The organism is Marinobacter salinus (genome assembly GCF_001854125.1).
In the GTDB taxonomy this organism is placed as follows: Bacteria; Pseudomonadota; Gammaproteobacteria; order Pseudomonadales; family Oleiphilaceae; genus Marinobacter; species Marinobacter salinus.
The window spans coordinates 3297206-3312504 of record NZ_CP017715.1; the positions used below are offsets into that span (position 1 = coordinate 3297206).

A 15299-nucleotide genomic window follows, 5' to 3' on the forward strand; every position below is an offset into this window, starting at 1 on the left:
CTGCCGTTCAAGATTTTCAGCAGTATCTGTATTGGTACAGGGTCATGGTCAAAATGCCGATTCGCTCTTTCCCCGAGCAGCGCCTTGCGCGCGTCGCGCTTCTGCTTGCCACATTGCTGAGCGGCTGTGCGTTCATTGAGCGGGCAGTCACACCGACCTACGGCCCGGTTGATAAGGTCGGTCAGGACGCACCTGGAAACGGCCTGAGCCAGATCAGGGAAACGTCGGAGCAGGAACGCGAGGCCCTGTTGGACCAACCCTACATAGACCCTTTGACGAATTACCTTCGTAAACACCAGAACGACACGACGCCTCCCTCGATTCTTTCAGATGTCCGGCGGGAACGGGATGCCCGTTGTGACGCCATTGCTCGGGACTATCAAACCAGGGCGGCCACAGAAGACAATCTTCAAAACTATCGGGCGGGTTACGACTACTCTTGCCCGCAAGACGTCGCGGCATTTGCTGAGCGGGTGAACACCCGCACCAGTAAACCTGAACTGGCGCAGGCAGCGGAGGAAGATCAAACCGAGGCTGCCGAAGCGCAAAGGAAAGCGCTCAGTGATTGCTATCTGCTCACCAGCATAAAGAACTTCAGCGCGGCCAGTAAGGTGTGTTCCACACCGGCAGAGAACGGTGATACTCGTGCCCAGGCCAGCATGGGGATGATTGCCTACGCGTTCGAGAAGTTCGATGAGGCACTTGTCTGGGCCCGTCACGCGGCGCCGGAATCGGCCGATGCCAGCTATCTGCTGGGCAGACTTTATGAGCGTGGAAAGGTTGTTGAAGTGGATCGAAAAAAAGCTGCCTACTGGTATCAGCAGGCTGTTGATGGGGGGCACAGGGACGCACAGGGGGCGCTCCAGAGGCTTTCCTCGGTTGCCGAACCAGACGACGGTTAATCATCACTAATGGATAATGGGAGTTCGCGCTCCGGGGTCAGTCTATGCCATTTCAGTTTCTGCGGGCGCCCACGCTGAGAAACTCCATTCTCTGGCTTCTTGCCAGCCTGTTGCTGGTCTTTCTGGTCGGCATGACTCTGCTTTCTCATCTCAACCTCAACTATTCCAAGGACGCGATTTCGGACCTTCGCCGGCAACAGATCAAGGAAGTGGTGTCTGGCGGTTTGACACGAATTGATGCCCGGCAATCGGCTCTTGCCAGTTATACCGTCATGCTTGCCAATATTGGCGAAAGTTTCTATCGGCTTGGCGACACCGGCTCAACAGGCAGTGAAGCTACCCTGAAATCCGATTTGGAAAATGCCCTCCAGCAGCACCTCGAGGATTTTGAAGGGGCCTCGGGTGCAGGTCTCTGGTTTGAGCCGGGCATCCTCGCTGATGGAAACCGCAGTTATATGCCCTATTACACCCTGGAATCGGTCACGCCATCAGTCACTGGTCAATCAGTGACAGCGGTTCCGAAACGTCTCGATACCGAGTCCCGGTTTGGCAAGTACCGCAATTCACCCTGGTTCTCCCGCACCCTCGGGCCGGACTGGCAGCCGGATCCGCAGCAGGCAGGCAGCGTCTACTGGTCACCGGTCTTTTTTGATCTCGATACCCAGCGGGCGCTGCTCGCGCTGGCAAGCCCGATGTACAACCGTGATGGCCAATTGCTTGGCATCGCCACCACAGCCTGGTCAGCGGATGAGATCATCGATCTGGTCAGTGAGGTGAGCGTCACCGACCAGAGCTTTGCCTTCCTCAACGATCGGAACAATCGCAACCTGTCGAGTCTGAGTCAGGGTGAAGATAGCCGTGAGGAACAGGCGCTGATCGATGCCATTCTTGGTCTGAACCTGGCTGAGCGATTACCCGAAGCAGCCAGTGGTGAGCGCCCGCCGCTGACGACTCAGCGGATGATGGTGAATGGCCGGGACTACGAGTTGTACTTTGCCGGTACCGCCGGAGGTATGGTTTATGGCGCTGGCGTTCCTGAAGATGAAATTAATGCCGTACTGCGCACCATGGTGACCACAAACAAGCAGATTCTATTGGGCACAGTGGGCATACTCCTGCTTATCAGCGTGTTTCTGATCTGGCGTATTGTCCGGCTGATTCGTGAATTGCAGGCCTCCTACACCGATGAACTGACAGCATTGCCGAATCGGGTCCGGTTGCAGCGTGATTTGCAAACCCGTGAGGGAGCCGCCCTGTTGATTCTCAATCTGGACCGGTTTAACCAGATCAACAGTCTCTTGGGCACAGCGTGCGGTGATCATGTATTGCTGGTTGTTGCGGCGCGATTAGCCCGCCTGCGCCGTGGTTCGGAATCACGAACCATTTATCGTTTGCCTGGCGACGAATTTGCCTTATTGACCAGTCCCCAGTCCCAGAGCGCGATTGAAGAGCTGGCGGCAGACATGAGGACCCTGGTCACCGACCAGCGCGTTTACTGGGAAAACCAGCCACTGACGCTCGACGCGAGCGTTGGCGTAGCAATTCGACAGGAAAGCCGGGCAAATGATCCGGCGGACCAGCTGATCAGTCAGGCTACGACCGCTATACTCAGAGCCCGGCAACAGGGTCGCCATCAGTTGCTCTATGACCCGTTCGTGGGCATTGAAGAAACCTTTGAAAACAACCTGAATTGGGCTAATCGACTGAAAGAGGCGATTGATGAGGAGCGGTTGATTGCCTGGTTCCAGCCCATCCATGATAACCAGCTTGACCGGGTAACCAAATTTGAATGCCTGGTGCGCATGGTGGAGGGGAATGGCGATGTGATCAGCGCTTCTCGTTTTGTTGATATTGCGAATAAGCTTCGCCTCAACAGGACCCTTACGGCCGTGATGCTGGAGCAGTGTTTTCGCGAGTTCAGCGAACGTGAAGAAGAATTTTCGCTGAACCTGTCATATGGGGACATCACCCACCAGCCCACCGTGAAACGGATTCTTGACGCCCTGGACCGTTCCGGGATCGGTGAGCGGGTGATTTTTGAGATCCTGGAATCCGATGGTATTGCGAACTATGACGAAATTCGCTCATTCATTGAACAGGTCAAACCATACGGTTGCCGGATCGCCATTGACGATTTCGGTACAGGCTATTCCAATTTCGCCCACCTGCTCAGCCTTCATGTGGATTTCATCAAGATTGATGGCAGTCTCATCCGCCACCTGGATGAAGATGAGACAGCATTTCTGGTGACCAGGGGTATTGTCCAGTTTGCCCGCAGCCTGAATATCCGCACGGTTGCAGAGTTTGTCCACAACGAGCAGGTTCAGGCCCGTGTAAAAGAACTGGGCATCGATTTTTCCCAGGGCGAATACTTTGGCATGGCCAGACCTTCCCCCTGAGAATGATGGGTGCCTCTGCAGGCAAATTCCCGTTGGCTGAGTCTTATCAGTGGTTGAACGCAAACGCTTCCGTGGGCATCTGCATCAGATTCCTGCTTGGGCTGAGCATGCTGGTGGCGTGCGACTGCGCCCGTGGCAGCAGGCGTTCGTAGTAGAACTCGGCGGTTGCCAGCTTGGCCTGGTAAAAAGCCTCGGATTCCGAGCCGCCATTGTCTATCCGTTCTGCAGCTACGGCAGCCTGTCGTGCCCACATGTAGGCCATGGTGACGTAGCCGCTGTACATCAGGAAATCATGAGCCGCGGAACTGACCACATCCCGGTCTTTGCGCGCCGCCAGCATGACCCGCACTGTGAGCACATTCCATTGGGCGGTCAGCTTCAACAGCTCTATCGCATAGGGCCGCAGACGCTTGTCGGTCAGATGTTTGCGGGCAAAGTTGGCGATCTTCGCGGTAAATTCCCTTACTGCGCCACCCCGAGTCATAAGCAGTACCTTTCGGCCCAGCAGATCCAGGGCCTGAATACCGGTGGTGCCCTCATAAAGTGTGGCAATCCGGGTGTCACGGACAATCTGCTCCATGCCATGCTCGCGGATGTAGCCATGGCCGCCAAACACCTGCATGCCGAGGTTGGACGCCTCATAGCCCAATTCGGTCAGAAACCCTTTCAGGATAGGCGTTAGGAAACCGAGCTTGTCGTCGTACTTGTCGGCTTTCTTCTGATCGCCTTCAGAATGGCCCTCGACCATGTGATCCGCCAGTCGTGCTGCGTAATACAGCATGGCCCGACCGCCTTCTGCGATTGCTTTCTGGGTCAGCAGCATGCGGCGGACATCGGCATGGTAGATCAGGGCATCCGCAACCTGCTCCGGCTCCTTTTTACCGGAGAGCGCGCGCATGGAACGGCGCTGTTTGGCGTAATCCAGCGCCCACTGGTAGGACAGCTCGGCCGGCCCCACACCCTGAATGGCCGTACCGATCCGGGCGGTGTTCATGAATGTGAACATGCAGTTCAGGCCTTCGTTCTCCGGTCCGATCAGGAATCCGGTGGCACCATCGAAATTCATCACGCAGGTGGCGGAGGCCTTGATGCCCATTTTCTTTTCCAGGCTGCCACAGGTCACCGCGTTGCGCTCGCCAATACCGTCGTTACCGTCTGGCATGAACTTGGGCACTATGAACAGGCTGATGCCGCGAGTGCCCCTTGGTGCATCCGGCAGCCGGGCGAGCACAATGTGGATAATGTTTTCGGTCAGGTCGTGGTCACCGGAAGAAATGAAGATCTTGGTTCCGGTCAGTTGGTAGCTACCATCGGGTTGGGGCTCTGCTTTGGTTTTTACCTGGCCGAGATCCGTTCCGCATTGGGGCTCGGTCAGGCACATGGTACCGCCCCACCGGCCTTCCGTGAGCGGTGTGAGATAGGTCTGTTTCTGGTCCTCACTGCCGTGCAGGAAAATGGTATTCATGGCACCCATTGACAGGCCCGGGTACATGGAGAATGACCAGTTGGCGGTACCCATCATCTCCTGCTTGAGCAGTCCCATGGAGGCAGGCAGGCCCTGGCCACCGAACGCTTCCGGCGCAGACAGTCCCTGCCAGCCACCCATCGCATACTGATCGTAGGCTTGCCTGTAGCCTGCGGGAGTTGTAACAACGCCATCTTTCAGCTTGCAGCCTTCCTCGTCGCCTGACTGATAAAGAGGACTGAGCACTTCTTCGCAGAAGCGCCCACACTCGATCAGAATGGCGTCAACGATGTCTGGAGTGGCATTTTCACCGCTCTTGAGACCCTCATAGTGCCTGGGGTAATCAAACACCTCATTAAGCAAAAATCTCATGTCGCGCAGCGGCGCCTTATAAACCGGCATAACGTATCCTCAAGACCTGTTGTTTATTCGCGGGGAGATTCTGATCCTCCATGACCAGCAGTATTACGGCATTCCCGCACCGATGCCATTGACGAAAACCGCCGGCCAGAGTGTCAGAAAGGACAATTGACCGAAATGACGCATGGATCTTCATCGTGGCAATGGGTTTGATCGAAGCTGCCGGGTGGCGCGTATGTTATCGAGCGCAATTTAATCCCCAATCCTCCGACGGGAGTGTAAAAGTCATGCAAATTCCCTTTGTCAGCGTCCACTCAGCTGGCCCAATCCGATTTCTGTGGTTAATGTTGGGAGTCTGGCTCCTTACCGGATGTGCCGGCCAGTCACTGGAGGATTACCGGAATCGCGCCCCGGCTCTGATTCCGGAACAGTTCTTTACCGGCGAACTTTCGGCCCGCGGTGTGGTCAAGGATTTCACGGGTGAAGTCATCCGTACTTTTGATGCCGACATCACTGCCTCCTGGGCTGACGATGGCACCGGAACCCTCGATGAGATTTTCCGATTCGATGACGGCGAAGTGCAGACACGCGTCTGGAATCTCACCCCGGCCGAACAGGGTTATCTGGCGACTGCCGGAGATGTTGTGGAACCGGGCACGATGCAATGGCGGGGGAACGCCATTCATATGAACTATGTCCTCCAGGTGGCCTATGGTGATGGCACACTGAATGTACGCATGGACGACTGGATGTACCTGATTACACCGGACACACTGATTAATCAGACCACCATGAGTAAATGGGGGATTGATGTCGGAGAGATCGTCCTGGTGATTCAGAAACAGTAGAGAATATCTGACCAAACCTGATGGGCACTGGAAGATCTATGTGGAAGCAATGGCTGATTGGAGTGGTACTGGTTGCATTTGCTGCGGGGGCTGCGATGACCTATCGGTCCCTGGAGAGCGCGGACACGGCCCAAAGCGGTCGGGAGCGGCCTGCCAGTGTCGTCAACACGCTTTTGCCCGAGCTGGGGACCGTGCGCGATGTGGTGAAGGCGGTTGGTAACCTCAGGGCCCTGAATGCGGTGGAGTTGACCACGGAGGTCAGCGGCCGAGTGGTCGCACTTAACCTCGAAGCTGGTCGGCGGGTCGAGCAGGACGAGGTTTTGCTGAAACTTGATGACCGCCAGGCAGCGGCGGATCTCAAAGTGATCGAGGCCCAGCTCGCGGATGCCCGCCGACAGCTTGAGCGTGCCCTCCGTCTCCGGTCCAACAACAGCATCTCCCAGTCCCAGGTGGATGAATTGCGTACCGATGTCGATGTGGCCGAAGCGCAACGACAGGCGGCTGGGGTCCGCCTGGAAAACCACCGGATTGAAGCCCCCTTCGCCGGTGTTGTCGGCCTGAGCGATATCAGCATTGGGGCCTATGTGACCGCTGGCACCAGCATTACCACCCTCGACACCACCGATCGCATGGAACTCGGCTTTGCCATTCCGGAGCGGTTTTTGGGGGAGGTCAGTCTGGGCCAGCAGGTTCGGGGAACCTCGCCAGCCTATCCGGACGCTACGTTTGACGGTGAACTGGTGGAGCTGGGGTCGCGCATTAATGAATTGAGCCGGACCTTGCCCGTGCGGGCGCTCATCGACAATTCCGATGGCAAGCTCCGCCCCGGGCAATTCATGTCGGCAACGCTGACTCTGCGTGAGCGGGAAGCTCTGGTCATTCCGGAGCAGGCCATCATGATCCGGGGCGACGAACAGTATGTGTTTGTTGCCGAAGACGGAATTGCGCGACGTATGTCAGTAGTTCTGGGCTCCAGAATGCCTGGCAGGGTGGAAGTGGCCGAGGGCCTGACTCTGCAGGATGCGGTGATTGTCACCGGACAGGACCGCCTCAGCAGTGGTGACCGTATCCGGGTCGTCGATGAAGAAAATGCCATACCGGATAACCGCTTCGCCCAGTCTGCGGGGTCCTGACCGTGATTCTGTCTGACGTCTCGATTAAACGGCCCGTTTTTGCCACGGTTCTCAGCTTGCTGATTGTGGTGTTTGGTCTGTCCGCCCTGCTGGGTCTGCCGGTGCGTGAGTATCCGGATATTGATCCACCTGTGGTGTCCATTTCCACCGATTACACCGGTGCGGCCGCGGAAGTGGTGGATACCCAGATCACCCAGGTGATTGAAGGGGCGATCAGCGGCATTGAAGGTATCCGCTCCATTGAATCTTCGACAGAACAGGGAGAATCCAGGACCAGCATTGAGTTTTCCACAGCCCGGGATGTGGATATTGCGGCCAATGATGTGCGTGATGCGGTTTCCCGGGTCGCCAATCAGCTACCTGACGAAGCGGACCCGCCCGTTGTGCGCAAGGCGGATTCCGACGCCCGCCCGATGATGTGGGTTACCCTGAAAAGTGATGTCTGGGACAGTGCTGAACTCAGTGACTTCGCTGACCGCGTTCTGGCAGACAGATTGTCGGTGCTTGATGGAGTGGCCGATGTTCGTATTGGTGGTGAACGTCGCTACGCCATTCGGGTATGGCTGGACAGGGAACGGCTTGCCGCCCGCAACATCACGGTTGCTGAGGTGGAGAGTGCCCTGCGTTCCAACAACGTGGAGTTGCCGGCCGGCTCGGTGGATTCGTCCACCCGGAATTTTACTGTCCGTGCCGAAGGCCGGTTATCCAATGTTGAGCAGTTCCGGGAGCTGGTGATCCGTCGCAATGGCAATGATTTGTTGCGTCTGGGTGAGGTGGCCAATGTCCAGATGGGTGTGGAATCGGACGTCAGCCGTTTGAGGGCCAACGGCCAGACGGCCATTGGCATGGGCATTATCCGCCAGTCCAAGGCCAACACGGTCGCGGTTTCCGATGCAGTCCAGGCCGAACTGGAGAAAATCCGGGAGACCCTGCCTCCGGAGGTAACCATTGCCGAAAGCTACGACGAATCCATTTTTATCCGGGCGTCGATCAAGGAAGTGGTGATCACCCTGGCGATTGCCGTCTCCCTGGTGATTCTGGTTATTTTCCTGTTCCTTCGTTCCTGGCGCGCAACCCTGATTCCTGCGGTGACGATTCCGGTGGCGGTTATCGGGGCGTTTATCGGGCTTGGGTTCCTCGGTTTTTCCATCAACGTTTTGACCTTGCTTGCGGTGATTCTGGCCATTGGTCTGGTGGTGGATGATGCCATTGTCATGCTGGAAAATATCCAGCGCCGGATTGACAATGGCGAGCCGCCATTGCTGGCCTCATACCGTGGTGCGAAGCAGGTCGCCTTCGCCGTTATTGCCACCACCCTGACTCTGGTGGCGGTGTTTGTGCCGATCTCCTTTATGGGGGGCAACATCGGCCGTCTGTTTGCTGAGTTTGGTTTCACGCTGGCGGCTGCCGTTGTGGTGTCCAGTCTGGTTGCGCTGACCCTGGCACCCATGTTGTGCTCGAAATGGCTCAGGCATAGCCCGCAATCGGCTGAGGGTCATCGTCTGTGGGCAGCCAGCGAGAAGGTGTTGAATGGCCTGACCCGGGGTTATGAGCGGTTGTTGCGCTTTTCACTGAATCAGCCCGGGCTGTTGCTGGGTCTAGGGGTGGTCGGCCTGATCATCGCGGTGGTGATCTATCCGAAGCTGCCTCAGGAACTGGCTCCAACCGAAGATCGAGGTGTGATCATCATGCCTACCAGCGCGCCCCGCGGCTCGACCGTGGAATTCACCGACCACTATGTGCGCAAGGCGGAACAGCAGTTGATGCCTTACATTGAGTCGGGGGTTGCCAACCGCCTGCTCTCCATCGTCGGTTTTCGGGATGAGGAAGACAACGCGTTCATGATCATGGGGCTGGTTCCCTGGGAGCAGCGGGATATCAAGCAGCAACAGGTCACCAGCGAGCTTCGCGGCAAGCTGAGCCAGATTTCCGGTATCCGTACCGTGGCTGTGAATCCGCCCGGCCTTGGCCAGCGTGGTTTCAGCCAGCCGGTGGAGTTTGTTGTTGCCGGTCCGGATTACGAATCGGTTCAGGCCTGGAGCGAGGAAATCGTTCAACGAGCGAAGGAAAATCCGGATTTGCTGAATCTGGAAACCGATTTTGAACTGACCCGGCCGGAACTTCGGGTCACTATCGACCGCGAACGGGCTGCGGACCTGGACATTACTGTGGAGCAGGTGGGCCTGACCCTGCAAACCATGCTGGCGTCCCGGCAGGTAACGACCTATCTGGACCGTGGCCGAGAGTATGACGTTGTTGTTCAGGCCGCGGATGCTGACCGGGCCACGCCCGCCGATCTGGGCCAGATTTTTCTGCGGCCCCGGGAAGGCGGTACGCTGATCCCCCTCCAGGCTCTGGTATCGGTTGAGGAAATTGGTGCCAATCCGGATCTTCGGCGGATTGACCGGCTGCCGGCGGTGGTGATCAGCGCTTCACTGGCGGATGGCTACGACCTCGGCTCGGCTCTGACTTATCTGAATAATCTGGCGGTCGATAACCTGCCCCCGGAAGCCAGGGTCAGCTACAAGGGTTTGTCCAGGGAGTTCGAGGAATCCTCGGCGGCCATCTATCTGACGTTTGGACTGGCGTTCGTAATTGTCTTCCTGGTTCTGGCGGCCCAGTTCGAAAGCTGGATTCACCCCCTGATCATCATGCTGTCGGTGCCACTGGCGGTTACTGGTGCATTACTGGCGCTTTGGTGGTCGGGCATCAGCCTGAATATCTATAGTCAGATTGGCATCATCATGCTGTTGGGTCTGATGGCCAAAAACGGCATATTGATCGTCGAGTTTGCCAACCAGCTTCGGGACAAGGGCTACGAGGTGAAGGAGGCTATTCTCGAGGGTGCCTGTCTGCGCTTCCGACCGGTTCTGATGACCACCATTTCCACCATTTTCGGAGCCGTGCCGCTGGTGATCGCCACTGGTGCCGGCGCTGAAAGCCGTGCGGCCATCGGTATGGTGATCCTGGGCGGGCTGATTTTCGCCACGACCCTGACACTGTTTATTATTCCCGTGCTGTACAACCTGCTGGCTCGCTTTGCCAAGTCTGCTAATGCCGTGGAGCGTGAACTGGAGCACCAGGCAAGCGGTGCGGCCGGCGGTTCAGGTCTGGCGACCGCACCGAACAAACAGGCGGATGACTTCTGACCGGTCCGGTGATGGTCAGAGTGTGGGTGGAAAGCACAGTTGCCCGTTGAAGACCTCATCGGGATGGACATCGACACAGAAAACCTGCTGCCCGGATTCGGTCGGCAAGGTTGTGGACAGGGTGACGGTGCGCCTGGCATCCGGCAGAGCGACATAGGGCCTTGAGCTGTTGATGTGCTGGGGTCGTTCCAGGGCGTTGCGGAAGTATTCCCGATGGCCCCAGCGGGCGCCGGCAGAATGATGCAGCGGGTTGAACCCGCCCCGGTGACTGTCGGTGGGGGCGTGGGCAAGATTGCCCTGCTGGACGCCATTGCCATTGAGCAGGAAACAGCGTTTTACGCCATCCATCTGCAGCAGTCGAGTGCAGGTTTCCTTGAACGGATTGTTGCGCATGACCTGGTGGCAGGCATCCATGATTTCGAAACGCAGCAGTCGCAGGTAACTGTCCTGGTCCTTGCTGTCCTGCAGCCACCACTCGTCGCAATCGGCTACGGCGGTGCGTAAACGGCTTTCTGATTTCTCCACAGTGTCCCGGGCGATGGCTCCTGGCCTGGCGAACAGAAAGCCCTGCAGCAGATCGGCTTCGGTATCGAGCGCAATTCTCGCCTGGGCGCCGTTTTCAATACCCTCGAGCAACACCAGACTTCCGCTCTCGCGAATCATCCGCACGAGGCTTTCCAGGAGTAACCGGGCGCGGTTGTTGTTTTCCGCGTTAACCAGCAGACTCCGATCCAGTTTGACGATCAGGGGATTGATACGCCACAGGCGCTCGAAATTGGAGTCCCCCATGCCAAAGTCGTCAATGGCGATCTGGAAACCAAGTTCTTTGGCCTTGTGGATAAACTCCATCAGTGCTTCGGGATTGTCCGAGGCGGTTTCCACCAGCTCCAGCACGATCCTCTCAGGATTCAGCCCATTGCTTTGGCACTGTAGGGCCAGCCGCTCCAACGATGCGTCAGGATGAACACAAGTGTGCGGATTGATGTTGAGAAACAGCCAGACCGGGTTGTCCCCTGCGGAGAAGCCGGACAGGTGCAAATGCAGCAGATGGCTGTCCAGCTCCGGGATTTGGCCAAGACTCGCTGCTTCTTCGAACAGGCTTACCGGGGATACCGGGTGTTTGTTCCGGCTGACGCGAACCAGAGCCTCATAACCAACGAGTTTCTGGTGGGTAGGGCTCAGGATCGGCTGGTAAACGGATCTGAAATCATGGCTGGGGATAATGCCTGGCTCGGTTTTTCCGCCGGTGCTGGTATGGCCGTGGCTGGAAAGTCGGACTACGCTGCTCATGGTCAGAACCTTTACATGGCTGTTTCTGTTGGAGCCGTCCTGGCCAGAAATTAAAATGATCGAACAGAGACCTCAGGCGAATTTCATGCCACAACGTCCTAGATAGCGGATACCATTGGTTTTATCAGTTATGGTTTAGCCGGGCTCGCGGGTAGTCGGCACAATTTTAGTGCACAGTCGGCATGGCCTGCCTGTCTTACGCACCTAAACAGGACCCTTCATGAGTACACACAGTCAGTTCCTTTTGCTGGGGCAACGACGGTTCCTGCCGTTTTATCTCACCCAGTTTTCCGGAGCGTTCAACGACAACCTGTTCAAGAATGCCCTGCTATTACTGGTTACCTACAGTGCGGGCGGACTGATGGGGCTTTCCGTCAACGTTGTGGTCAATGTCGCCGCTTTCCTGTTCATTTTGCCTTTCTTTCTGTTTTCCGGCATCGCAGGCCAGATGGCGGACCGCTATGAGAAATCCCGTATCATCCGCAACGTAAAGCTGGCGGAAATTGTGATCATGGGTTTGGCAGCCATCGGTCTCTGGTTTGGCTGGTATGAAATGTTGCTGGTGTTGCTGTTCCTGATGGGTGCTCAATCCACCTTTTTCGGGCCGGTGAAGTACGCCATCCTGCCGCAGGTGCTGGCGGATGATGAGCTGGTCGGCGGTAACGGCCTGGTAGGCATGGGCACGTTTGTCGCCATTCTTCTGGGAACGATTGCTGCGGGCCTGCTCATGGGGTTTGAAACGGCGGCGAAACTGACCGCCGTTGCCGTTCTGGTCATGGCGGTGATCGGTTACCTGGCCGCGCGCGAAGTGCCGCCCACCCGCAATCACGGCGCGGATATTGTGGTCCGTTTCCGACCCGTCAAGGAAACCTGGCACCTGATGGCCGTTGCCGCCGAGCGTCGTCCGGTGTTGCTTGCGGTTCTGGCTATCTCCTGGTTCTGGTTCCTGGGCGCGGCCTACCTGACCCAGTTTCCCAACTTTGCCCGTACCAATCTTCTGGGTGATGAAACCGTCGTTACTTTGCTGCTGGCGATGTTCACCATTGGTATCTCCATCGGCTCCATGTTGTGTGAACGGCTGACCAAACATCGTGTGTCCCTTGTGCCGGTGCCATGGGGGGCATTGGGCCTGAGCCTGTTGGGTATTGATCTGTTCTTTGCCGTTCCGGATACACCGGTGTCCTCTACCTGGTGGACACTCGTGACCGATCCGGTGTATCTGCGGGTGCTGCTGGATCTGATGGGTATTGGTGTCTGTGGGGGCCTGTTTATTGTTCCGCTCTATGCCTTTATCCAGCATGAAACGCCGCGGGATAAGCGCGCGCGTATCATCGCCGCCCTTAACGTGATCAATGCGCTGTTCATGGTTGTCAGTGCCTTGGCCGGGATTCTGGTTCTTGGTGTTCTCAAGGTAAGCATTCCCGGTTTTTTCCTGTTGCTGTCTCTGCTCAATGCCCTGGTATTGCTGGTGGTGTGGCGTTTGAGGCGCTCGGAAGCGGGGAAGTCTGTGGATAATTGATTGAACAACCTACGGATAAGCTCTGAATGAATAAATTAAATACTAATAAAAACAAATAGTTAAGGTAAATATTCAGGTGCTTGAATACCCTCCCGAGGTGTGGATAACTTTCTTGAAAACTTTTCTGAGAAGGCCGTTCCAAGCCCCTGAAAAGCAGATAATTTCGGTTTTCCACTACCGGTAAAATGAGCGTTTCCAGCAATATTTTCCCGGGGTTCGGATTGTGCGGGTTTCAACCGTGCGTCGCTCTGGTTAAAATTTGTGCATTCAGACTGCATTTTCCCGGGTGAGGCGTTATACTCGCCGCCCTGATTTTATCCCCCGATTTCCGAGGTGAGCTGTGGATTTTCCGACCCGTTTCGATGTCATTGTCATTGGTGGTGGCCATGCCGGTACTGAAGCCGCGCTGGCAGCGGCACGTATGGGTTCGCAAACCCTGCTGCTGACCCACAACATTGAGACTCTGGGCCAGATGTCCTGTAACCCGGCCATCGGCGGTATTGGCAAGAGTCACCTGGTGAAAGAGATTGATGCCCTGGGCGGTGCCATGGCTCATGCCACTGACCTGGCGGGTATTCAGTTTCGGGTTCTTAACAGTCGGAAGGGGCCAGCGGTTCGGGCGACCCGCGCCCAGGCTGACCGGGTGCTCTACAAGGCCGCGATCCGACACGAGCTGGAGAATCAGCCCAACCTGACCCTGTTCCAGCAGGCGGCGGATGACCTGATTGTAGAAAACGACGAGGTCACCGGCGTAGTGACCCAAACCGGCATCCGTTTCAACGCCAAAACGGTGGTGCTGACGACCGGTACCTTCCTCGGTGGCGTTATCCACATCGGTATGCAGCACCATTCCGGCGGCCGTGCCGGCGATGCACCGGCCAACGCGCTGGCCAAACGTCTGCGGGAGCTACCGTTCAATGTAGGCCGTCTGAAAACCGGCACGCCACCCCGCATCGACGCCCGTACCGTGGATTTCTCGGTTATGGAGCAACAATGGGGAGATAATCCGGCACCGGTGATGTCCTTTACCGGCAGCCGCGATCAGCATCCGGAACAGATCTGCTGCTATGTGACCCGGACCACCGAGCGTACCCACGACATTATTCGCAGCGGTTTTGATCGATCGCCCATGTTCGCCGGCAATATTGAGGGGGTGGGCCCCCGGTACTGTCCGTCTATCGAGGACAAGGTGAATCGGTTTGCGGACAAGGACTCGCATCAGATCTTTGTGGAGCCGGAAGGTCTGACCACCAATGAACTCTACCCGAATGGCATCTCCACCAGCCTGCCGTTCGATGTCCAGCTGGAAGCGGTTCGCTCTATCCCGGGTTTCGAAAATGCCCACATCACCCGGCCCGGTTACGCCATTGAGTATGATTTCCTGAATCCTCAGGACCTGCGTCATACCCTGGAAACCAAGTTTATCCAGGGGCTGTATTTTGCGGGACAGATCAATGGCACCACCGGCTATGAAGAGGCCGGAGCCCAAGGCCTGCTTGCGGGAATTAACGCCGCACTGAGGGCCCAGGAGAAAGAGGAATGGTACCCTCGTCGTGATGAGGCCTATCTGGGTGTGCTGGTGGATGACCTGATCACCATGGGTACCAGCGAGCCCTACCGTATGTTCACCAGCCGGGCGGAATATCGCTTGATCCTGCGTGAAGACAACGCCGACCTGCGCCTGACCGAGACCGGGCGCAACCTGGGCCTGGTGGACGACGATCGTTGGCAGAAGTTCAACGATAAGCGTGAAGCCATTGCCATGGAGCGCAGCCGTCTGGAATCCACACGGATCCACCCCGACACCGACGCCGGGGAGCGTGCCAACGGGTTCCTGAAGCAGCCGATGAACCGTGACCAGACCCTGGCTGAACTGCTGCGTCGACCGGAGATGGGCTACAGCCACATTGCCGAGATCGGTGCCGAACACGCAGAGGATCCGAACGTGGCTGATCAGGTTGAAATCGAGATCAAATACGAAGGTTACATTTCCCGTCAGGCAGATGAGATTGAGCGCCTGCGCCGGAATGAGAACACGGCGCTGCCTGTGGATCTGGACTATGACGTCATCGGTGGCCTGTCCAACGAGATCAAGCAAAAACTGAAAACGGTGCGTCCGGAAACCGTGGCGCAGGCCTCCCGGGTTCAGGGGGTCACCCCCGCTGCGGTGAGCCAGATTCTGGTACATCTGAAAAAGCGCGACCTGCTGCGCAAACAGAGTGCCTGATCTGACC

9 protein-coding genes are annotated in these 15299 nt (G+C 57.0%); 7 read left to right on the forward strand and 2 right to left on the reverse strand.

The features are described from left to right. The first annotated feature begins 53 nt into the window (after nt 1-53). Both BKP64_RS15300 and BKP64_RS15305 read left to right on the forward strand, forming a co-directional pair. The gene (locus BKP64_RS15300; RefSeq protein WP_157755431.1) at nt 54-902 is read left to right on the forward strand and encodes a tetratricopeptide repeat protein; all 849 of its coding nucleotides are present in this window, start codon (nt 54-56) and stop codon (nt 900-902) included. A gap of 44 nt (nt 903-946) precedes the next feature. Next, nucleotides 947-3301 carry a bifunctional diguanylate cyclase/phosphodiesterase gene (locus BKP64_RS15305; protein ID WP_070972017.1) on the forward strand — a complete coding sequence of 785 codons (2355 nt, stop codon included), beginning with the start codon at nt 947-949 and terminating at the stop codon, nt 3299-3301. Between the two features lie 46 nt (nt 3302-3347). On the opposite strand, the gene BKP64_RS15310 is transcribed toward BKP64_RS15305, so the two are convergent. Next, complete coding sequence (locus tag BKP64_RS15310) at nt 3348-5168, reverse strand: acyl-CoA dehydrogenase C-terminal domain-containing protein (RefSeq protein ID WP_070972020.1); 1821 nt, start codon at nt 5166-5168, stop codon at nt 3348-3350. 302 nt (nt 5169-5470) lie between these two features. Between BKP64_RS15310 and BKP64_RS15315 the strand changes: the two genes are divergently transcribed. Genes BKP64_RS15315 through BKP64_RS15325 form a run of 3 tightly spaced genes read left to right on the forward strand, consistent with a single transcriptional unit; the run spans nt 5471 to nt 10256 of the window. After that, entirely contained in the window at nt 5471-5974 is a 504-nt protein-coding gene (locus tag BKP64_RS15315; RefSeq protein ID WP_236954011.1) for a DUF3833 domain-containing protein, read from the forward strand. A gap of 38 nt (nt 5975-6012) precedes the next feature. After that, nucleotides 6013-7107, forward strand: coding sequence for an efflux RND transporter periplasmic adaptor subunit (locus tag BKP64_RS15320; RefSeq protein ID WP_070972026.1), 1095 nt, complete (start codon nt 6013-6015; stop codon nt 7105-7107). Nucleotides 7108-7109: 2 nt separating this feature from the next. Next, the gene (locus BKP64_RS15325; protein ID WP_070972029.1) at nt 7110-10256 is read left to right on the forward strand and encodes an efflux RND transporter permease subunit; all 3147 of its coding nucleotides are present in this window, start codon (nt 7110-7112) and stop codon (nt 10254-10256) included. A gap of 15 nt (nt 10257-10271) precedes the next feature. On the opposite strand, the gene BKP64_RS15330 is transcribed toward BKP64_RS15325, so the two are convergent. Next, nucleotides 10272-11546: an EAL domain-containing protein gene (locus BKP64_RS15330; protein ID WP_070972032.1), complete on the reverse strand. Its 1275-nt coding sequence runs from the start codon at nt 11544-11546 to the stop codon at nt 10272-10274. A 220-nt stretch (nt 11547-11766) separates the two neighbouring features. Between BKP64_RS15330 and BKP64_RS15335 the strand changes: the two genes are divergently transcribed. Both BKP64_RS15335 and mnmG read left to right on the forward strand, forming a co-directional pair. After that, on the forward strand, nt 11767-13065 hold the full coding sequence (locus BKP64_RS15335) for an MFS transporter (RefSeq protein ID WP_070972035.1): 1299 nt from the start codon (nt 11767-11769) through the stop codon (nt 13063-13065). A 340-nt stretch (nt 13066-13405) separates the two neighbouring features. Beyond that, entirely contained in the window at nt 13406-15292 is a 1887-nt protein-coding gene (gene mnmG / locus BKP64_RS15340) for a tRNA uridine-5-carboxymethylaminomethyl(34) synthesis enzyme MnmG (RefSeq protein WP_070972037.1), read from the forward strand. The last annotated feature ends 7 nt before the right edge of the window (nt 15293-15299 follow it).